The organism is Pseudomonas sp. FDAARGOS_761 (genome assembly GCF_013343155.1).
Taxonomy (GTDB): domain Bacteria; phylum Pseudomonadota; class Gammaproteobacteria; order Pseudomonadales; family Pseudomonadaceae; genus Pseudomonas; species Pseudomonas aeruginosa.
The window spans coordinates 5,610,284-5,630,258 of the sequence record NZ_CP054572.1 but is presented as its reverse complement, the minus strand read 5'-3'; the positions used below and the strand labels follow the sequence as shown (position 1 = coordinate 5,630,258).

The 19,975-nt window shown below is 66.1% G+C and carries 20 protein-coding genes; 9 read left to right on the top strand and 11 right to left on the bottom strand.

What is annotated here, in order from left to right:
• Complete coding sequence (locus FOC67_RS26240) at positions 1 to 1,395, bottom strand: aspartate aminotransferase family protein (RefSeq protein WP_009316040.1); 1,395 nt, start codon at positions 1,393 to 1,395, stop codon at positions 1 to 3.
• 115 nt (positions 1,396 to 1,510) lie between these two features.
• Between FOC67_RS26240 and FOC67_RS26235 the strand changes: the two genes are divergently transcribed.
• The gene (locus FOC67_RS26235; protein ID WP_003099690.1) at positions 1,511 to 2,293 is read left to right on the top strand and encodes an SDR family NAD(P)-dependent oxidoreductase; all 783 of its coding nucleotides are present in this window, start codon (positions 1,511 to 1,513) and stop codon (positions 2,291 to 2,293) included.
• 64 nt (positions 2,294 to 2,357) lie between these two features.
• Positions 2,358 to 3,038 (top strand): GntR family transcriptional regulator, encoded by a 681-nt coding sequence (locus tag FOC67_RS26230; protein WP_003097059.1) that lies wholly within the window; start codon positions 2,358 to 2,360, stop codon positions 3,036 to 3,038.
• Positions 3,039 to 3,054: 16 nt separating this feature from the next.
• Here FOC67_RS26230 and FOC67_RS26225 read toward each other — a convergent pair whose 3' ends face one another.
• From FOC67_RS26225 to FOC67_RS26215, 3 genes are all read right to left on the bottom strand, one after another.
• Positions 3,055 to 3,267, bottom strand: coding sequence for a YgdI/YgdR family lipoprotein (locus tag FOC67_RS26225; RefSeq protein WP_003097061.1), 213 nt, complete (start codon positions 3,265 to 3,267; stop codon positions 3,055 to 3,057).
• Positions 3,268 to 3,484: 217 nt separating this feature from the next.
• A complete protein-coding gene (locus FOC67_RS26220) occupies positions 3,485 to 3,886 on the bottom strand; it encodes an SMI1/KNR4 family protein (RefSeq protein ID WP_003099687.1) in 402 nt (133 codons plus the stop codon).
• A gap of 196 nt (positions 3,887 to 4,082) precedes the next feature.
• Entirely contained in the window at positions 4,083 to 4,940 is an 858-nt protein-coding gene (locus FOC67_RS26215; protein WP_003109134.1) for a Tim44 domain-containing protein, read from the bottom strand.
• 363 nt (positions 4,941 to 5,303) lie between these two features.
• Between FOC67_RS26215 and FOC67_RS26210 the strand changes: the two genes are divergently transcribed.
• On the top strand, positions 5,304 to 7,061 hold the full coding sequence (locus FOC67_RS26210) for a cation:proton antiporter (protein WP_009316041.1): 1,758 nt from the start codon (positions 5,304 to 5,306) through the stop codon (positions 7,059 to 7,061).
• 315 nt (positions 7,062 to 7,376) lie between these two features.
• Complete coding sequence (locus FOC67_RS26205; RefSeq protein ID WP_003109136.1) at positions 7,377 to 8,684, top strand: MFS transporter; 1,308 nt, start codon at positions 7,377 to 7,379, stop codon at positions 8,682 to 8,684.
• A 415-nt stretch (positions 8,685 to 9,099) separates the two neighbouring features.
• On the opposite strand, the gene tonB1 is transcribed toward FOC67_RS26205, so the two are convergent.
• Together tonB1 and FOC67_RS26195 are read right to left on the bottom strand one after the other, a co-directional pair.
• Complete coding sequence (gene tonB1 / locus FOC67_RS26200; RefSeq protein ID WP_003136512.1) at positions 9,100 to 10,128, bottom strand: energy transducer TonB1; 1,029 nt, start codon at positions 10,126 to 10,128, stop codon at positions 9,100 to 9,102.
• Positions 10,129 to 10,220: 92 nt separating this feature from the next.
• On the bottom strand, positions 10,221 to 11,189 hold the full coding sequence (locus FOC67_RS26195) for a GTP-binding protein (RefSeq protein WP_003122315.1): 969 nt from the start codon (positions 11,187 to 11,189) through the stop codon (positions 10,221 to 10,223).
• Positions 11,190 to 11,291: 102 nt separating this feature from the next.
• On the opposite strand from FOC67_RS26195, the gene FOC67_RS26190 reads away from it, so the two are divergent.
• Positions 11,292 to 11,660: a hypothetical protein gene (locus FOC67_RS26190; RefSeq protein WP_003097081.1), complete on the top strand. Its 369-nt coding sequence runs from the start codon at positions 11,292 to 11,294 to the stop codon at positions 11,658 to 11,660.
• A 152-nt stretch (positions 11,661 to 11,812) separates the two neighbouring features.
• Here the strand turns inward: FOC67_RS26190 and FOC67_RS26185 are convergent, their stop codons facing one another.
• The 3 genes from FOC67_RS26185 to dksA are packed head-to-tail and all read right to left on the bottom strand — an operon-like array spanning position 11,813 to position 14,072.
• Complete coding sequence (locus FOC67_RS26185; protein ID WP_009316042.1) at positions 11,813 to 12,454, bottom strand: DUF1826 domain-containing protein; 642 nt, start codon at positions 12,452 to 12,454, stop codon at positions 11,813 to 11,815.
• Positions 12,451 to 13,653, bottom strand: a complete 1,203-nt coding sequence (zigA, locus tag FOC67_RS26180) for a zinc metallochaperone GTPase ZigA (protein ID WP_009316043.1) — start codon at positions 13,651 to 13,653, stop codon at positions 12,451 to 12,453. The genes FOC67_RS26185 and zigA overlap by 4 nt, the downstream gene beginning before the upstream one ends.
• Before the next feature lie 14 nt (positions 13,654 to 13,667).
• Positions 13,668 to 14,072: an RNA polymerase-binding protein DksA gene (gene dksA, locus FOC67_RS26175; protein ID WP_003097086.1), complete on the bottom strand. Its 405-nt coding sequence runs from the start codon at positions 14,070 to 14,072 to the stop codon at positions 13,668 to 13,670.
• Between the two features lie 112 nt (positions 14,073 to 14,184).
• On the opposite strand from dksA, the gene FOC67_RS26170 reads away from it, so the two are divergent.
• Positions 14,185 to 14,601 carry a hypothetical protein gene (locus FOC67_RS26170; RefSeq protein ID WP_003097088.1) on the top strand — a complete coding sequence of 139 codons (417 nt, stop codon included), beginning with the start codon at positions 14,185 to 14,187 and terminating at the stop codon, positions 14,599 to 14,601.
• On the opposite strand, the gene FOC67_RS26165 is transcribed toward FOC67_RS26170, so the two are convergent.
• Positions 14,579 to 15,772 carry an N-acetylmuramoyl-L-alanine amidase gene (locus tag FOC67_RS26165; protein ID WP_009316044.1) on the bottom strand — a complete coding sequence of 398 codons (1,194 nt, stop codon included), beginning with the start codon at positions 15,770 to 15,772 and terminating at the stop codon, positions 14,579 to 14,581. The two genes, FOC67_RS26170 and FOC67_RS26165, sit on opposite strands and share 23 nt — an antisense overlap.
• 99 nt (positions 15,773 to 15,871) lie before the next feature.
• Here FOC67_RS26165 and folE2 point away from each other — a divergent pair, with 99 nt between their 5' ends.
• The 3 genes from folE2 to FOC67_RS26150 are packed head-to-tail and all read left to right on the top strand — an operon-like array spanning position 15,872 to position 18,665.
• A complete protein-coding gene (gene folE2, locus FOC67_RS26160; RefSeq protein WP_009316045.1) occupies positions 15,872 to 16,768 on the top strand; it encodes a GTP cyclohydrolase FolE2 in 897 nt (298 codons plus the stop codon).
• A complete protein-coding gene (locus FOC67_RS26155; protein WP_003099663.1) occupies positions 16,765 to 17,325 on the top strand; it encodes a hypothetical protein in 561 nt (186 codons plus the stop codon). The genes folE2 and FOC67_RS26155 overlap by 4 nt, the downstream gene beginning before the upstream one ends.
• A gap of 2 nt (positions 17,326 to 17,327) precedes the next feature.
• Positions 17,328 to 18,665, top strand: a complete 1,338-nt coding sequence (locus FOC67_RS26150; protein ID WP_003097095.1) for a dihydroorotase — start codon at positions 17,328 to 17,330, stop codon at positions 18,663 to 18,665.
• A 44-nt stretch (positions 18,666 to 18,709) separates the two neighbouring features.
• On the opposite strand, the gene FOC67_RS26145 is transcribed toward FOC67_RS26150, so the two are convergent.
• Positions 18,710 to 19,954, bottom strand: coding sequence for a serine hydrolase (locus FOC67_RS26145; RefSeq protein WP_009316046.1), 1,245 nt, complete (start codon positions 19,952 to 19,954; stop codon positions 18,710 to 18,712).
• Positions 19,955 to 19,975: the final 21 nt, after the last annotated feature.

Below are 19,975 nucleotides of genomic sequence, written 5' to 3'. Positions count from 1 at the left end.
TCAGGCCTCCCGCGCGCCGGGTATGGCGAGCAGCTCGCCGAGCGCCTCGTCGAGGCTGGAGAGCAGGCGGTCGACGTCTTCTTCGCGAGTGTCCGGGCAACACAGGGTCATGTTGTGGAACGGCGTGATGAGGATGCCGCGGTTGATCAGATACAGGTGCAAGGCCATCTGCAGGCTGTCGTGGAACGCCGCCTCGGCGGCCGCGCCGTCGCGTGGGGATTGCGGGCAGAACTGGAACTCGCTGCGCGCACCGAGCTCGGTCACCGACCAGGCCAGGCCGTGCTTGTGGATAATCCTGCGGAAGCCCTCGGCCAGACGCGCCGCCAGGGGCAGCATGTGGGCGTAGGCGGCATCGGTCATCACCTCTTCCAGGTTGGCGCGCATACAGCGCATCGCCAGGGCGTTGGCCGACAGCGTGGTACCCATGCCGCTGTGGCCGTGGCCTTCGCTCTGCTCGCTGGCGCGTGCCCTGGCCAGTTGCATGGCGTTGGCCATCGCCGCGCTGCAACCATACACCGAGCACGGTACGCCGCCGGCGATCGGCTTGCCGAGGGTGATGAAGTCCGGCTCGAGCTTCCAGGCGCGGGTACAGCCGCCAGGACCTGTGGAGATGGTGTGGGTCTCGTCGATGATCAGCAGCGTGCCGTGACGACGGGTCAGCTCGCGCAGCTTCTGGTGGAAGCCGGGTTGCGGCAGGACCATGCCGATGTTGGTCATCGCCGGCTCGCAGAGCACGGCGGCCACGTCTTCGCTGGCCAGCGCCCGCTCCAGGGCCTGGAGGTCGTTGAACGGCACCGCGCGGCTGAACTGGGTGAGGTCGTGGGCCTGGCCGAGCAGGCCGGAGCGATGCACGGTGCGGCCGTCGCGGCAGCGAACCAGGGTGTCGTCGACCGTGCCGTGGTAGCAACCGTCGAATACCAGCACCACCTTGCGACCGGTGATCGCACGCGCCCAGCGCAGGACGAAGCGGTTGGCGTCGGTAGCGGTGGTCGCTACCTGCCAGAACGGCAGGCCGAAGCGCTGCGCCAGCAGCTCGCCTGCGACGATGGCATCCTCCCCCGGAAGCATGGTGGTCAGGCCGTTCGCGCCCTGCTCGGCGAGCGCCCGGGCGATCGGCGCCGGAGAATGGCCGAACATGCTGCCGGTGTCGCCCAGGCAGAAGTCCACGTAGGCGTGGCCGTCCACATCATGGAAACGCGCGCCGTGGGCACGCTCCACGAACAGCGGACAGGGTGTTGACCAATCGCTCATCCAGTGCATCGGTACGCCGTCGAACAAGGCGCGCCGGGCTCGCTCGGCGAGCGCGACGGACTGTGGATTCTGCGCAAGGAAACGTTGCTGCTCGCGGGCCATGAAGGTTTCCACGGCGGCTTCGGCGATGCCACTGGCGGTCATTTCGAACACCTCGTTTTTTATTTCGCACAACTTTCATTTGTGATCACAAAAAAGTCAATACAGTATTTGAAAGCACTGATAATCTGTTTTCCATGTCAATTTTGTGATCACAAAAATGAATGACTTTTCGAAGTGGACAGGTCAGGTCGCGCTCATCAGCGGCGCCGGCAGCGAACTCGGCATCGGTTTCGCCATTGCCCGGCGGCTGGCCCGCGAAGGCGTGCGCCTGCTGATCACCGCCAGCAGCGAGCGGATTAGGCAACGAGCGGAGGAACTGAGCGCATGTGGTCACGACGTGCGCGCCGCGAGCGCCGACCTGACCGACGAAGCCCAGGTGCAGGGCCTGCTGGACTGGGCCGAAGCCCAGTGGGGACGGGTCGACATCCTGGTGAACAATGCCGGCATGGCCCAGTTGGACAGCGCGGAGCCCTTCAGCGCAGTGGAAGCGACCTCGCTGCGGGATTGGCAACTGTCCCTGTCGCGCAACCTGACCAGCGCTTTCCTGCTCACCCGCGGCCTGCTGCCGGGCATGCGCGAGCGCGGCTACGGGCGGATCGTCAACGTCGCCTCCACCACCGGAACCCGCGGCAGCAACCCGGGCGAAGCCGCGTATAGCGCGGCCAAGGCCGGTCTGGTCGGCTGGAGCATGGGCCTGGCGCTGGAGGTGGCGAAGAGCGGCATCACGGTGAACAGCGTCGCGCCGGGCTGGATCGCCACCGCCTCGAGCACCGCCGAAGAACGCCAGGCCGCCCTGGCCAGCCCCAGCGGACGTGCCGGCCGGCCCGAAGAGGTGGCCGCCGCGGTGGCCTTCCTCGCCTCGCCCGAAGCCAGCTTCGTCAACGGCGAACTGCTGGTGGTGGACGGCGGCAACTGCCTGATCGAAAACAAACGGAGCTGAACATGCGCAACTGCAACCTGACGCTTTCCCAGCTTCCGGCGCCACCGGCGACCCGGAGCTGACCATGGCCGAGAATCTCCAGGAACGACTCTACCAACGACTGCGGGAAGACTTGCTGGCCGGACGTTTCCAGCCCGGCGAGCGACTGAAGATCCGCGACCTGGCGAACCAGTGGGGCACCAGCCCGATGCCGGTTCGCGCCGCCCTGCAACGGCTGGTGGCGGAAGGGGCGCTGGAGGGCGAGGCACAACGCTCGCTCAGGGTGCCGCTGATGACCCGCGAGCGTTTCCTGCAGATCCTCCAGGTGCGCCTGTCCCTCGAAGGGCTGGCGGCCGAAAGCGCCAGCGGCCGGCTGGACGAGCAGGCACTGGAAGGGCTCGAAGGATGTCTGCGGCGAATGGAGGACGCCTTGCGCCGACGCGAGGTACAGGCCTACCTGGAAGCCAACAGCGAATTCCACCTGACGCTCTACCGCGCCTGCGGCAACCCGGTGCTGCTGCGTCTCATCGAGACGCTCTGGCTACAGGTCGGGCCGTTCTTCAACCGGCTGTTCACCGAGGCCGACCTCTCCCTACGCCTGAACGATTTCCACGAGGACGCCCTGGACGCGCTACGCCGCGGCGACGGCCCGGCCGCGCGCGCGGCGATCGAACAGGACCTGGCCTACTTCGGCCAGTACCTGCTGAACCTCCTGGAGCTGGAGGCCCGGCCACGAAAGCGACACCGCTCCGGCGAGCACGCCTGACGGGAGATAAGCGCCGCTACTGCGGGCGAATGGTGCGCACATTGTCCTTCTTGATCAGGATGGTGTCGCCATTCAGCTGTTCGAACTCGTAGTAGTCATTGTATTTGTCGTAATCCGACTGATCCTTGACCAGGACCTCGCTGCCATCTTGCAAAGTGACCACCGCCTGGTTGGCGCAACCCGCCAGGCTGGTCAGCAGCAATGCAGCGAACAGAGCTTTGAACTTCATAGAATCTCCACACGGGGCAGCGCACTTGCCTACATCCGGAGCGACAAGTGCGGAATTGCCCTTGTGACCGTGGCAATCGAGGGAAATTCCTTAGCGCAGCGGCGCTTTGTCGGAGACGAAGCGCCGACGGCGGCGCGCAGGGCCTCCAGGCAGCCTCGCGCGACGTCGGGAAGTCAGCCGCAAAGGCACGTTGCAGAGCCTTTGCGGCGGTTCAGGTTCAGCTCTCCAGCCAGACGTCGCGAGCCCAGACCCACACCGAATCCCAGCTTTCATCGGTGAGGTCGCCATCGGCCCAGAGCACCACCTCGCCGTCCTCCGCCACGCAGTAGTAGCTGCCGTCGTCCTCGCAAAGCGGGATCAGCTCGCGCGGAACGCCCAGGTCCCAGGCAGTGGCCGCCACTTCGGGCAGGTAGGTGTGCGAGTGCGGATCGGTCACGGTCACCGGCTCCAGGCGGCCGTAGACCACATCGCTGACCAGCAGGAGGAATTCGCGGAATTCGGCGGGAATGCCGATCAGCAGCTCTTCCTCGATTTCCACCAGCAGTTCTTCTTCCGGCAGTTCCAGGGGCACCGGAACCGGTTCGTTGAGTTCACGCAGTTTTTCGATGACGTCTTCCACGACAGGCTCTCTCGCAACGGGTGGCGCGCTTTTTATACAGTAGCCGCACCGAGCGCAAGACAAGTGTCGTGGCTGGCCTTCGGCCATGGCGCCGGACGAATGGTCGGTCAACCCGCCAACGGAAATGAAAAACCCCCGCTCCCTGGCGGGAGCGGGGGTTTCGGCGGCCCCCCGAAGGGACCGCAACTACTCGGGATCAGTTCTGCCGGATACCGGCCACCAGCCATGGCTGGTTCTCGCCCTGGGCGCGCTCCATCCGCCAGCTTTCGCTGAAGGCTTCGCCCTGGTCGAAGCGCGAGGTCTTCGACACACCGCTGAAGGTCAGGGTGGCGATGGTCTTGTCGGCCTGGTCGTCGACGCCGTCCAGTTGCACGACCAGATTGTCGATGTAGGTGGACTGGTAGGCGTCGCCGATCTCGGCGCGCTCCTGCTTCAGCCATTGCAGCATCTGCGGGGTGACGAACTCGGCGATCTTGTCCATCTCGTTGGCATCCCAATGCTGCTGCAGGGACATGAAGTGTTCGCGAGCGGCACCGACGAAGCGCTCCTCGTTGAACCAGCTCGGCGCGTTGATCACCGGGCTCGGCGCAACGGCGGCAGCGGCGGTGGCGCCACCGAAGATCGGCGCCTGGGCCGGCATTTCGCGCTGCATCGGCGCGTGCCCGGCCATCGCCGGCTGCCCCTGGTTCTGCTGGCGTCGGCGAGCGGCGATGAAGCGGAAGGCAATGAAGGCCACCAGGGCGATCAACAGGATATCGAGCATCTGGATGCCTTCGAAGCCGTCGCCCATGAACATGGAGGCGAGCAGGCCGCCGGCGGCGATACCGGCCAGCGGGCCGAGCCAGCGCGAAGCACCGCTGGCGGCAGCGGCGGGACGGGCGGCGTTGGGGGCGGCAGCAGTGGCGTTCGGCGCAGTGGCCGGCTGCGCCTGGCGGGTCTGGTGGCTGGGTGCCGAGCCGAGGCTCTTGCCGCCGCCGAAGCGCTTGGCATTGGCATCCAGGCTGACGGTCAGCGCCAGGCAGAAGGCGAGGGCGATGCTGAGAACACGCTGCATTGTAGTCTTTCTCTCTTGGGGGAATCGACGCGCGTCATGTTGCGGCGGTACGGGCGGCAGGACCAGCCGGATTTTGTTTCGGGCTATTGCTCCGCGGCCGCCGTTTTTTCGCCCGCCGCGTCTGGCTCGCGGGTCGGCGCCAGGGTACACCGTCGTTGACGAGGATGACAGGCGCTATCCCGGATCGGCGGACGAACGCCCGCCCGGCGGCTGGAAAGGCGCAGCGCAAAGCCTTGCAGAAAGGTCTGTTACAGTTTTTTTCAGTACCCCGATCAAGCACTTGCCAGTGCTAGTCTGCGGCTCTGCGAGGCTTCCCGGTCGCGCGTTTGCCGACCCATTCCCACTCGAGCGAGGACCGCCGCCATGCATGCCGTCGATTTCATCCAGGACCTCGCCGTGATCATGCTGGTGGCCGGTGTGGTCACCATTCTCTTCCACCGCCTGCGCCAACCGGTGGTCCTCGGCTACATCGTCGCCGGTTTCATCATCGGCCCGCACACCCCGCCCTTCGGGCTGATCCACGACGAAGACACGATCAAGACCCTGGCCGAACTCGGGGTGATCTTCCTGATGTTCTGCCTCGGCCTGGAATTCAGCCTGCGCAAGCTCTTCCAGGTCGGCGCCACGGCGTTCATCGCGGCGTTCCTGGAAATCGTCCTGATGATCTGGATCGGCTTCGAGATCGGTCGCTTCTTCGAGTGGAGCACCATGGACTCGCTGTTCCTCGGCGCGATCCTGGCGATCTCCTCCACCACCATCATCGTCAAGGCGCTCGGCGACCTGAAGATGAAGAACGAGCGCTTCGCCCAACTGATCTTCGGCGTGTTGATCGTCGAGGACATCCTCGGCATCGGCATCATCGCCCTGCTGTCGGGAATCGCCGTGAGCGGTTCGGTGGAAACCGGCGAGGTGTTCTCCACGGTCGGCAAGCTCAGCCTGTTCATGATCGTCGCGCTGGTCGTCGGCATCCTCCTGGTGCCGCGCCTGCTGGCCTACGTGGCGAAGTTCGAGAGCAACGAGATGCTGCTGGTCACCGTGCTCGGCCTGTGCTTCGGCTTCTGCCTGCTGGTGGTGAAGCTGGAGTACAGCATGGTGCTCGGCGCCTTCCTGATCGGCGCGATCATGGCCGAGTCGCGCCAGTTGGTGCAGATCGAACGGCTGATCGAGCCGGTCCGTGACATGTTCAGTGCGATCTTCTTCGTCGCCATCGGCCTGCTGATCGATCCGAAGATCCTCGTCGAGTACGCCTGGCCGATCGCCCTGATCACCGTCGCGGTGGTGCTCGGCAAGATGTTTTCCTGCGGCATGGGCGCGTTCATCGCCGGCAACGATGGACGCACCTCGCTGCGGGTCGGCATGGGCCTGTCGCAGATCGGCGAGTTCTCCTTCATCATCGCCGCCCTGGGCATGACCCTGAAAGTCACCAGCGACTTCCTCTACCCGGTGGCGGTAGCGGTCTCGGCCATCACCACCCTGCTCACCCCGTACCTGATCCGCGCCGCCGATCCGCTCTCGCAGCACCTGGCCAACGCCATGCCGCAGCGCATGGCGAGGATCTTCGGCCACTACGGCGACTGGCTGCGCAGCATCCAGCCGCAGGGCGACCGTGCGGTGCTGGCGGCGATGATCCGGCGCATCCTGCTGCAAGTCGGGGTGAACCTGGCGCTGGTGATCGCGATCTTCCTCGCCGGCGGCTATTTCGCCGATACGCTTTCCGCCTGGATGAGCCAGTGGGTCGCCTACGATGGACTGCACAAGGCATTGATCTGGGGCGGCGCGCTGCTGGTCTCGCTGGCCTTCCTGATCGCCGCGTACCGCAAGCTCAAGGCTCTGTCGATGCTGCTGGCCGAACTCGGGGTCAAGCCGGAGAAAGCCGGACGCCATACGGCGCGGGTACGCCGGGTGATCTCCGAGGTGATCCCGCTGCTGTCGCTGGCCGGCATGATGGTGCTGCTGGCTGCGCTCAGCTCGAGCATCCTGCCGCCGGGCGAGTTGCTGGTCGTAGTGGTCCTGGTCGCCGGCCTGGTGATCGCAGTGCTCTGGCGCTGGCTGATCCGCGTGCATTCGCGGATGCAGATCGCCCTGATGGAAACCCTCGACCAGGAAAAGGGCAGCCACTGAGAGCCAAGCGATCCCGGCCTGCCGTCGAATCGGCGGATAACCACGCTGCGGTTATTCGCCCTCGCCTGCACCTGATGTCGCTATCGGACCCTTTGCCCTGAAGGATCGGCGGATTTCCGCTTATCCACTCTCCCGGTCGGCGGACTCCCGCTCGGCCAAGACCACCCCGCTCCTCTTCCAACCCAGTCCCCACGCGGCTTTCCCGCGTTGGCACGGCACCTGCTATCGAGCCATCCAATACGTCGCCCTCGCGATGTGCCGGTGTGCTGCGCCCTGATCAGCACATCCAAGACAACAACGAAAAGAGGAAACACGATGGAAAGCGCCAACGCCATTTCCGCGTCTGCCCAGCCCCGCACCACTTCGCAACGCATCAAGTCGATCTTCAGCGGTTCCGTCGGCAACCTGGTCGAGTGGTACGATTGGTACGTCTACGCCGCCTTCTCGCTGTACTTCGCCAAGGCATTCTTCCCCCAGGGCGACATGACCGCCCAACTGCTGAACACCGCAGCTATCTTCGCCGTGGGCTTCCTGATGCGCCCGATCGGCGGCTGGCTGATGGGTATCTATGCCGACCGCAAGGGCCGCAAGGCGGCGTTGCTGGCCTCGGTGCTGCTGATGTGCTTCGGCTCGCTGATCATCGCCCTGACCCCCAGCTACGAAACCATCGGCGTCGCCGCGCCGATCCTGCTGGTGGTCGCGCGCCTGCTCCAGGGCCTGTCGGTCGGCGGCGAATACGGCACCTCCGCCACCTACCTGAGCGAGATGGCGAACAAGGAACAGCGCGGGTTCTTCTCCAGCTTCCAGTACGTGACCCTGATTTCCGGCCAGCTCATCGCCCTGGCGGTGCTGATCGTCCTGCAACAGACCCTGACCGTAGAACAACTGGAAAGCTGGGGCTGGCGCGTCCCCTTCTTCATCGGCGCGCTGTGCGCAGTGGTGGCGATGTTCCTGCGTCGCGGCATGGAAGAGACCGAGTCCTTCTCGAAGAAGAAGGAAGAGCCGAAGGAAAGCCTGCTGCGCACCCTGCTGCGCCACCCGAAGGAAGTGCTGACCGTGGTCGGCCTGACCATGGGCGGCACCCTGGCCTTCTACACCTACACCACCTACATGCAGAAGTACCTGGTGAACACGGTAGGCATGAGCAAGACCGATTCGACCATGATCTCGGCTGCCACCCTGTTCCTCTTCATGCTGCTGCAGCCCATCGTCGGCGCCCTCTCCGACAAGATCGGCCGGCGGCCGATCCTGATCGCCTTCGGCGTACTCGGCACCATCTTCACCTACCCGATCCTCAGCACCCTGCACAGCGTCGACAGCTGGTGGGGCGCGTTCTTCCTGATCATGGCGGCGCTGGTGATCGTCAGCGGCTACACCTCGATCAACGCGGTAGTGAAGGCCGAACTGTTCCCCACCGAGATCCGCGCCCTGGGCGTCGGCCTGCCGTATGCCCTGACCGTGTCGATCTTCGGCGGCACCGCCGAATACGTTGCCTTGTGGTTCAAGAGCGTCGGCCTGGAGAGCGGCTTCTACTGGTACGTCACCGCCTGCATCGCCTGCTCGCTGCTGGTCTATGTGTTCATGAAGGACACCCAGAAGCACTCGAAGATCACGACCGATTGATTGAGCCTCGTGCTCATGGCCCCGACACACTCCGGGCCTTTTTATCCACAGGACGGCGACCTTCGGGTCGCCGTCCTGCTTTTTGGCGCGGCAACCGATTTCCCCACACCCGCCGGCTGTTGGTCCACGGCACGGCATCCCGACCGGAACCCTAGGGCGCGCAACGCCGGCGGAGTAATCCGCCGGTGCCCCTGCGTTCCACGGCGGATAACCGCAAGCGGTTATTCACCCTGCGGCTCGTCATTCCGGCGGGGCTGGAACCTTGGCGCGTAAACGCCGATCTCCTCGCGTTCCCACGGCGGAACAGCGCAAGGGGCCTGCCGTCCCCAGGCAGCGAGGCCCCGTCTGCGAGACCTACCGGGAATAAAAAAACCGCGCTCGAAGGCGCGGCTCTTTTCGTTGTCGGCGAACCGCCTCAGCGGCGCTTCTCGATCTTGAAGAAGAACATCTTGGTCGCCTGGCGGGCGACGATCTTGCCACCGCTGACACGCGGCTCGAAACGCCACTTGGCCATGGCCTGGCGCACTTCGCGGTCGAACATGCGCGACGGCACCGACTCCAGCACCTGGATGTCGTCGATGCGGCCATCGCTGGTGATGGTGAACAGCACCTTCACCCGGCCTTCGATACCCCGCGCCTGGGCCATCCGCGGATAGACCGGAGGATCCATGCGCAGCGGCTTGATGTCGCTGTCGTTGAGGCTGCCGCTGGGCAGGCCGGCCGGGCCTTGCGAGCCGCTGGGCGCAGTCTGCGCGCCGGGCGTGCTCTGCCCGACGGTAGGCGCGGGCGGCGGCGCGGCGCTGGACGGGCTGGGCTGGCTGGATGCTTCCGTGCTTGGCTCGGGTTCCGGCTTGGGTTTGGGTTCCGGCTTCGGCTTGGCCTTGGGAATGGCGTTTTCCACCGGTTTGGGCTTGGGTTTCGGCTTGGGCTTGGGTTTTTCCACCGGCTTCGGCTTCGGCGGCTCCGGCTTGGGTTCCTCGATCTTCGGCGGCGTCGGTTCCGGCGCGGCAGCCGGCGGCTGCGGGGTCGGCTCGGCCTTCTTCTCGAGCTGGACGAAATTCACCTGCATGGTCTTCGGCAGTTCGCCGTGGCCAAGGTTGAGTTCGGCCGGGGTCGGCATCACCCACACCAGCGCACCGATGATCGCCACATGCATCGCCACCGCCGCGCCGGAGGACAGCCACCAGCGCGACTTGGGCGGCTCGCCGGGGACGTCGTCGGGATCGCTGCCATGGGCGTAGGGGATCAGCACTTCCTCGACCGCCACTTCCTCGTCGCGGCGCGCACCGGAGCAGTCCACCACGCGCAGGTTGGGTTCTCCGCGCTGGGCATTCACGCATGGCAGGGACTCGCTTTCGTCTCCCTGGGCAGGAGCGGTGGGATGGTCTTCGGCGAGCGCGGCCAGCGAAAAACGGTCAGGCGACCGTGAAGGCTGTGGCGACATGAGGGCGACCTGCGGAGAAGTGAAAGGTAAGGAAGTAGAGTCTTCTGATAATTATTATCATTCAGTCGCGTCCTCAGAGCAACCTTGGCGGATCATTCTGCGACCATCCGACACGCCAGGAACGCCTCTTCGAGCGCCTCTTCATCCGCGCCTGCGGCGAGGATCAGTTCCAGCCGATTATCCCGTCGCCACGAGGACTTGCCCCAGTTATCCACAAACGGCGCGGCATTCGCTGCATACCAACCGTCCGCGCAATGCAGCACCGCCTTGGCCCGCCGCAGTCCGGACAAACGGCTCAGCCAGGCGTCCACTGCGACCCGATCGAAACGCACCGACGGCGCCAGCCGCCAGCCGATGGCCAACTGGCCGTCCTGCTCGCGCACGGCGCGCAGCGGTCGCTCGGCGGGCAGCACCGTTCCCAACTGAGCAGGCGCGTCCGGCAGGGCCGCCCAGGTCGTCGCGCTACCTTCCCCGGCAACGCTGGTCGGCAGATCGCGCAATGCCAGGTGGCCGCGCACGCTCCAGCGCAACGGCAGGACCGGCAGGCGCGCGCGCACGGCGCAGCGCTGCGTCGCGTCGAGCGCTTCGGATTTGTTCAGCAGCAACATGCCGGCCGCTTCCAGCGCCTGTTCCTGTGCCTCCGGCAGCGGTTGGCCGGAGGCCAGCGCGGCGGCATCCAGCACCACTACCAGGGGTTGCAGGGCCAGGACGCCGGACCAGGGAGGAGCCTGCAGCTGCTTCCACAGCGCCAGCGGATGTCCCAACCCGGAGGGTTCGATGAACAGCCGGTCCGGTCGTGCCCGACGCAACAAGCGACCGAGCCCCACCTGGAACGGCACGCCATTGACGCAGCAGAGGCACCCGCCCGCCACCTCGCCGATGGCCACGCCGTCGACGTCCGTGGCCAGCAGCGCGGCATCCAGGCCGATCTCGCCGAACTCGTTGACCAGCACCGCCCAGCGCTCGCCCGCCGGCTTCTGCGCCAGCAGCGAGCGGATCAGGCTGGTCTTGCCGGCCCCCAGGGGGCCGCCGATCAGGTGTGTGGGTATCTCTCGAAGCATCTGCGCAACCGGAATGTGAAAGCCTGTGGATCAATGCGGTCCTTGCCTGCGGGGAGCCAGGCCCCGTGCTAGAGTCGCGCCCGTCTGCAATGGAGTCCTCGCATGCGTCCGTTCCTGTTCTTCCTGTCCTGCCTGCCGGGCCTGGCCCTGGCCGAAGCCTGCATCGTCCATAGCCAGGCGAAGAATCTCGATGTGAAGGTCTGCCAGCAGAACCGCAGCATCCCGGCCAAGCTGTTCCGCGAAGGCTTCTGCCAGCCACAACTGCAGGGCCAGAAGGTCGAGGTGGCGTTCGCCGAGGAGTGTCCGACGGGCGCCTTCGGTGTCTGCCGCGACGCCAGGGTACCCAACGCGCCCTATCGGCAGGACATCTTCTACTACGGCATCGCGACCGACGCACGCTACCTGGAGCCGTTCTGCGCCAGCCAGAGCCAAGGCCGCTGGGAAGAGCCTAGCGCCGCGAAAAAGCCCTGAGCGCGTCATCAGCCTGTCACAGCGTCCGGGCTAAATGGGAGTCGGGTACCTCAGCACCCTTCGTCCCCATCCCCAAGGTAGGACGACTTTTTGGTGATAGGCCATCTGCGGATGGCCTTTTTTTATTCCTCGAAAGACACTTGTCCACAGGCTCAGGCAAGCCAGTCCAGGGTCAACAGCAGGCGCGCCAGCCCGGGCTCCGCTCGCGGCGAGCGATGCACCAGTCCGGCACCTTCGTTACCCTCCCAGCGTTCGCCCTTGAGCAGCGCCACGTCGCCTGTGGACAAGCTATGGATAAGCTGTTCATCGACAACGTCCGCCTGTGCTCCACCAAGCAGCCGACGGTCCAGGCCGGACTCGTCCAGCCATTCGCTGGCAGCGCCCTGGTAGGTGGTGACCAGCCGCAGCGGCACGTGGTCGACATGGAAACGCGGGCACATCGGTTTATCCAGAACGCGCAGGCGCAGGCCGATACGCCGCGCCCCGGTCAGGCAAAAGAAGGCCTCGACCAGCCAGCCCAGGTCGTCGAGGAAATCGGCTTGTCCCGGCAGTTGCCGCGCGTCGAGCAGGCCGTCCAAGGCGGGTAGCCGTTCCTCTTCCATCTCCAGCGTCTGGCTCAGCGCCAGTCCCGGCCGGTTGCGTACCAGGGCGGCGGCGAAGTCGCGCAGCGCCGGGTTCAGCCGGCGTGTCCAGACCGCCAGGTTGACCCCGTCGCGAAGCACCTCGGCCAGCACCTGGGGGTCTTCGCCGAACGCCTGGCGCGGCAACGGACTTTCCTGTGGCAGTGCGCTCATGCGGCGTGCCCCCAGTCCTCGAAGGGGTCGTCCAGGCCCTGCCAGCCCGGAATGCCCAGGTTCATCTCGGCATCATCCAGCAGGCAAGCATCGAGGGCTGCGCGCAGGGCCGTGAAGTCCAGGTTCTGGCCGATGAAAACCAGCTCCTGGCGACAGTCGCCGACGCCTTCCTCCCAGTGCCGCATGATCGCCCGCAGGCCCTCTTCGTCCTGTGGCCACTGTCCGGTCGGCACGAAGCGCCACCAGCGGCCCGCCAGGCCGTAGCGCATCAGGCCGCCGGCCTGCGACCAGCTGCCAGCCTCGCGGGGCCGGCTGGCGAGCCAGAAGAAGCCCTTGGAGCGCAGCAGCCGCCCCTGCTTCAGCGGATTGTGCAGGAAGGCGTGGAAGCGCGCGGGGTGGAACGGACGGCGCGCCCGGTAGGCCATGGAGGCGATGCCATATTCCTCGGTTTCCGGCAGGTGCTCGCCGCGCAGTTCCTTCAGCCAGCCCGGCGCGGACGCCGCGCGATCGAAATCGAAGCGACCGGTATCGAGGATCTTCGCCAGCGGCACCTGACCCATCACCATCGGCAGGATCTCCGCCTCGGCATTGAGCTGGCGCAGGATCGCCAGCAGTTCCTCGCGCTGCTCGCTGGAGATCAGGTCGATCTTGCTGACCAGGATCACATCGGCGAATTCGACCTGGTCGATCAGCAGGTCGGTGATCGAGCGCTGATCCTCCTCACCGAGGATTTCGCCACGGCTGGCCAGGCTGGCGGCCTCCTGGTAGTCGCGGAGGAAATTCATCCCGTCGACCACCGTGACCATGGTATCCAGTCGCGCCACGTCGGACAGGCTGCGGTCCAGCTCGTCGCGGAAGGTGAAGGTCTCGGCCACCGGCATCGGTTCGGAAATCCCGGTGGACTCGATCAGCAGGTAGTCGAAGCGGCCTTCCCGGGCGAGACGGCCGACCTCTTCCAGCAGGTCTTCGCGCAGGGTGCAGCAGATACAGCCGTTGCTCATCTCCACCAGGCGCTCTTCAGCGCGGTTCAGGCTGACATCGCGCTGGACTTCGCTGCCATCGATATTGATTTCACTCATATCGTTGACGATCACCGCAACCCGGCGGTTCTCGCGGTTCTTCAGCACATGGTTGAGCAGCGTGCTCTTGCCGGCGCCGAGAAAGCCGGACAGCACGGTGACAGGTAGGCGTTGGTTCACGGTTGGTAACCTCTTCAGTTGTGCCGCACGTGGCGTTCGCGCTTCTCCTGGCGCTCTTTCGCCTCGATGCAGAGGGTGGCGGTGGGACGCAACAGCAGGCGGCGCAGGCCGATCGGCTCGCCGGTTTCCTGGCACCAGCCGTAGTCGCCGCGGGCCAGGCGCTCCAGCGCTTCGTCGATCTTGTCGAGCAGCTTCTTCTCCCGCTCCAGCAGGCGAAGTTGCCATTGCCGCTGTTCCTCGCGGGAAGCCAGGTCGGCCTCGTCGCTGGGGCGTTCGAGATCGCGCAGCTCGCCGAATTCGCCTTCGATGCGCGCCTGCAGTTCCTGGCGCTGGCGCAGCAGCAGGTCGCGGAAGAAGTCCTGCTGGGCTTCGTCCATGTAGGCAGCGTCGGGCTGGGCAAGCAGTTCCTGTTCGGTCATAGGCTGAACCTGGGAAATTTAAAATGTTATACTATAACAATTAACACCACAATCGATGGCCCGCCAATCGCCTTCCGGCTACCCTGGGCCCACGTCATCCCGGGATCCACCGATGCGCCGCGTCCTCCGCCTTTACTGCCTGGCCCTCCTGCTGCTCGCTCCGGCGGCACAGGCGCAGGGCTTTCTTCCCGGCACCCGCCCGGCGGAATGCGCTTACCTGCGCACCGTTCTGGCCTGCATGGATCGGCTGGGCAACCACTACAGCGTCGCCACCGGCGGCAACGACACCTGGTTGCGCGGCTACGACGCGGCGAGCGGACGACGCTGGGCCCAGACCAATACGCGCTACGGGCGCCTGACCTTCTTCAGCGGCATCGCCAGCGACGGGGAAATCTGGGTCGGCCTCAGCCGCAACATCGGCTGGACCAGCGTCAGCCGCCTGAGCAGTTCATCGGGCCAGCGCCAACGCCTGACCTGCGGGCGGGTCAGCGGCTGCAGCGAAGGCCCTAGCCGGGAGGCTGCGCGCTGAGCGCCGCCAGGTAGCTGCCGGCGGGAGGGCGTTGCCGGAAGTAGCCCTGCACGCCAGCGAAGACCGCCTCGGCCAGGCGCTGGCGATGGCGTTCGTCCATCAACCGGCGACAATCGCCGCGATTCGAGATGAAGCCGGTCTCCACCAGGATCGAAGGGATGTCCGGCGACTTGAGCACGGCGAAGCCGGCCTGCTCGACACGCTTCTGGTGCAGCGCGGTGACGTCCGACAACTGGCCGAGAACGCTGTGGCCGAGGTCCAGGCTGCTGGCGATGGTCGAACTCAGGGCCATGTCGAGGATCACCCCGGCGAGTACCTTGTCGCGGCCCTGTAGCGGCAGGTTGCCGCTGTTGCCGATCAGGTCGGCGCCGTTCTCGCGATCGGCCATCCAGCGCGCCATGGTCGAGCTGGCGCCATGCTCGGAGAGGGCATATACCGATGCGCCGGAGGCGGTCAGTCGCGGCGCCGCGTCGGCGTGCACCGAGACGAACATGTCGGCGTTGTAGCGCCGAGCCACTTCCGGCCGCTTGCGCAGCGGAACGAACACGTCGCCGTTGCGCACCAGGCGCGCCTTGAAGCCTTTCTCGCGGTCGATCCGCCGCGCCAGCAGGCGGGCGATGGCCAGCGCCACGTCCTTTTCGCGCTCGCCCTTGCTACCGACCGCGCCGGGGTCCTTGCCGCCATGGCCGGCATCGACCACCACGAGGATGTCGCGGCCCGTCGAGGGTAGCGGGCGGGCCAGCGCCAGCATCGGCTCGGGGGGCGCCGCCAGCGCCTGTGGATAAAGGTCCAGGACCAGGCGATGACCCTTTCCTGCCTGCGGTTCCAGGGCGAAGCTGCGCGGCCTGACCGCCTGGCGCAGGTCGAGGACGATGCGCGTCCCGCCGCCACCCAGTTGGCCGCTGCGGATGGCGCGCACGGGGCCGTCCAGCGGCAGCTCGGAGAGCGTTGCGAGCAATTGCGCGTCGGGCAGGTCGAGGATCAACCGCTCGGGGGCCTGCAGGGAAAAGGTTCGATAACGCGGCGGGCCGTCCAGTTCCAGCACCAGGCGCCAGCTTTCCGAGGAGTTCCAGGCGCGGGCCTGGCGGATTCGTACATTGGCGCTGGCGGCCAGGAACGGCTGGAGGGCCAGGCCGGCGAGCAGGCTTTGCAGGAGGCGACGGCGCTTCATCGACGAAATACCCGATTGCAAGGGTCGGCATTAGCTAATACGTTATATTATAACATTTAAGCCATTTCCAGGCCTTGCCTGCCCTTCTTCGAGTTCTCCATGAATGCCTTGACGCTTCCCGATATTGCCCGCCAGACCACCACCGCCGATCTTCCCCTGGACTGGGTCGGCATGCAGGGCATCGCCCTCCCCGTGCAGATCGGCGGGCAGAGGGTCGCCGCCGAAGCCGATGCCGGTGTCAGCCTGGACGACCCGCAGGCCCGCGGCATCCATATGTCGCGCCTCTACCTGGCGCTGGCCGAACTGGAACAGGGCGAGCTGGACCTTTCCTGCCTGCGCGCCGTCCTGCAACGCTTCCTCGACAGCCACGCCGGCCTGTCGCGTCGCGCCTACCTGCGCCTGCGCCTCGCGCCGCTGCTGCGGCGTCCGGCGCTGGTCAGCCCGCTGAGCGGCTGGAAACGTTATCCACTGGTGCTGGACACGCGCCTGGAAGGCGATGACTTCCAGGCCGAAGTCCATCTCGAGCTGACCTACTCCTCGACCTGCCCCTGTTCGGCGGCACTGGCCCGGCAATTGATCCAGGAGCGCTTCGACCAGGACTTCGCCGGACAGCCGCTCGATCATGCCAGCGTGCTCGCCTGGCTCGGCAGCAGCGCCGGCATCGTCGCCACCCCGCACAGCCAGCGCAGCAGCGCACACCTGCGCATCGGCCTGGCGGAAGACTGCATCGGACTGCCCCTGGAAGAGCTGGCGGATCTCGGCGAAAGCGCCCTCGGCACCGCGGTGCAGACTGCGGTGAAACGCGCCGACGAGCAGGCCTTCGCCCTCGCCAACGGACAGAACCTGATGTTCTGCGAAGACGCGGTGCGTCGGCTGCACCGCGCCCTGCAGGGTTATCCACAGGCGAGCCGGTTCTCCGTACGGGTCGTCCATGCGGAAAGCCTGCATGCCCACGACGCCGTCGCCGAAAGCCACTGGCAGCGAGGTGCCGCATGATCCGCAAGAATCCCTCCGGCGACCTGCCGGTGATCGACGAATCGGCCTATGTGGACAAGACCGCGATCATCTGCGGCAAGGTGATCATCCAGGCCAACGTCTTCGTCGGTCCCTACGCGGTGATCCGTGCCGACGAAGTCGACGCCGACGGCGGCATGCAACCGATCGTGATCGGCGCCAACTCGAACATCCAGGACGGCGTGGTGATCCATTCCAAGTCGGGTGCCGCGGTGACCATCGGCGAGCACAGCTCCATCGCCCACCGCTCCATCGTCCACGGTCCTTGCGAAGTCGGCGACCGGGTCTTCATCGGCTTCAACAGCGTGCTGTTCAACTGCCGGGTCGGCGATGGCTGCGTGGTCCGCCACAACGCGGTGGTCGACGGCTGCGACCTGCCAGCGGGTTTCTACGTCCCGTCCACCGAGCGCATCGGTCCGCGCACCGACCTGGCGAGCATGCCGCGGGTCAGCGTTTCCGCCAGCGAGTTCTCGGAAGACGTGGCGCGCACCAACGTCGACCTGGTACGCGGCTACAAGTCGCTGCAGAACGAGTTCTGAACATGCAAAGCCTGCTGATCCGCAATGCCCGGATGGTCAACGAGGGACAGGTACGCGAAGGCGATCTGCTGGTCCGCCACGGTCGCATCGAACGCATCGCCGGCTGCCTGGAAAACTGCGGCGCCAGCCGGGAGATCGATGCCGCCGGACGCTACCTGCTGCCGGGAATGATCGACGACCAGGTGCACTTCCGCGAGCCGGGTTATCCACAGAAGGGCTCGATCGCCAGCGAATCCCGCGCCGCCGTGGCGGGCGGCATCACCAGTTTCATGGACATGCCCAATACCCGCCCGGCGACGCTGAGCCTCGAAGCGCTGGCGGAAAAGAAGCGCCTCGCCGCCGCCCATAGCGTGGCCAACTACGGTTTCCACTTCGGCGTCAGCCGCGACAACCTCGACACCGTGGCCGCCCTCGATCCACGCGAGGTCGCCGCGGTGAAGGTGTTCATGGGCGCCTCCACCGGCGACATGCTGGTGGACGACCTGCCGACCCTGGAGCGCCTGTTCGCCAGCGTTCCGACCCTGCTGCTGAGCCATTGCGAAGACACGCCGCGGATCGAAGCCAACCTGGCGCGCTGGCGACAACGCTTCGGCGAACGTATTCCGGCAGCCGCCCACCCGCGCATTCGCGACGCCGAGGCTTGCTACCGTTCCACCGCCCTGGCGGTGGAACTGGCGCAACGACATGGCACGCTGCTGCATGTCCTGCACTTATCCACAGCGCGCGAATTGGCCCTGTTCGAGGACAAGCCGCTGTGCCAGAAACGCATCACCGCGGAAGTCTGCGTCCACCACCTGCTGTTCGACGACAGCGACTACGCCCGCCTCGGCCATCTGCTCAAGTGCAACCCGGCGATCAAGAGCCGCGAGGACCGCGACGCCCTGCGCAGGGCGCTGGCCGGCAACCGCCTGGACGTGATCGGCACCGACCACGCGCCGCACGCCTGGGCCGAGAAGCAGCAGGCTTATCCACAGGCGCCGGCCGGCCTGCCACTGGTCCAGCATGCGTTGCCGGCACTCCTGGAGCTGGTCCGCGAAGGCTGGCTGTCGCTGGCCACCCTGGTGGCGAAGACCAGCCACCGGGTCGCCGAACTGTTCGCCATCGCCGATCGCGGTTTCCTCCGCGAAGGCTACTGGGCCGACCTGGTGCTGGTCAGCGAACTGGAGCACCCGGCGCTGGCCAGCGCCATGCCGCTGCTGTCGCGCTGCAACTGGACGCCGTTCCGCCACCGGGCATTCCACCATCGGATCGATACCACCATCGTCTCCGGGCAACTCGCCTGGCACGCGGGACGCCTGTCCGACGATTGCCAGGGACTGCCCCTGCGGTTTTCCCGCTGAAGTCTTGTCCACAGCCTGCTGTGGATATCCGTTCGCCCACGGCCCTAGCGCAGGGCTTTCACCGCCGCGCCAAGGAAGGCATAGGTCTCCTCCTCGCGATCGTCCATCTCCGGCTTCGGCCAGGCGCTCCAGACCACCGCCACGATCTTCTCCTTGCGGTTGATGTAGAGGTACTGGCCGAAGATGCCCTGGGCTTCGAAGGCGCCGCCGTCATGCTCGGGCAGGGCCTTGGCGCCCACCGGGAAGGTCCACCACTGGTAGCCGTAGCCGAGCGCGTATTCGCCATCGTAGAGCTTGCCCGGGGCCAGGTGGGAAGAAGCCTCGACGCGACTGGCACGATCGACCCAACCCTCGGGAAGGATACGTTCGCCATCGATCACCCCATCCTCGAGGACGAACTGGCCGAAGCGGCCATAGTCGCGCAGGGTCGCGCTCAAGCCGCTGCTGCCGATCTCTTGCCCGGCCGGCGATTCAAGTTGCCAGAAGCCGTCGCTCTCCATGCCCATCCGCGCCCAGATCCGCTCGGACAGGTAGTCGCTCACCGGAATGCGGGTCGCCGCGTGCAGCAGCTCGCTCTGCAGGTGCGACTCTCCGGTGCTGTAGGTGAAGTGGGTACCGGCCGGGTACTGCCGCGTCAGGCTCGCCAGCAGCCGCAGGATGCCACCGGGACGTTCGGCGAGCTGGGCGTCGAACATCTGCCGGCGGTCGGACTTCGGATCGCGATAGGTCTCGTTCCAGCGGACCCCGGAACTCATCTGCAGGACCTGCTCCACAGTCACCCCCTGGTAGGCGGAGCCGGCCAGGCTCGGCAGGTACTTGTCCACAGGCTGGTCGAGAGCCAGCAGGCCCTGCTGCACGGCGGCGCCCACCAGGGTCGAGGAGATCGACTTGACCACCGAGAACGAGGTCCAGCGCGTGCGTTCGTCGTTGCCCAGGCCGTAGCGCTCCAGGGCGACCTTGCCATCCTTGAGGACCAGCACGCCGCCAACGCGGTTGCGCCGCATGAAATCGTCGACGCCGTATTCCTCGCCGCCGATCCGGTAGCGCGGCGCGATGGCCGCACCCGCCGGCAGCGGACGGACCTTGGTCCCCTTGTGGATAACCCGGGTCGGATAGACCTTGTCCATGTTCCGATAGGTGTCCGGCTGGTATTCCGGGATCAGTTCATAGAGATCGGCGGCACGGCCGATCCGCGGGTTTTCCACAGCCGCGTCGGCGCCGGCCGAGCCGCTTGCCGAGACGAACAGCGCCAGCAGGGCCGGCCGGAAGACGGATATACAGCTACGCATGGACGTTTTCCTTATGACCGG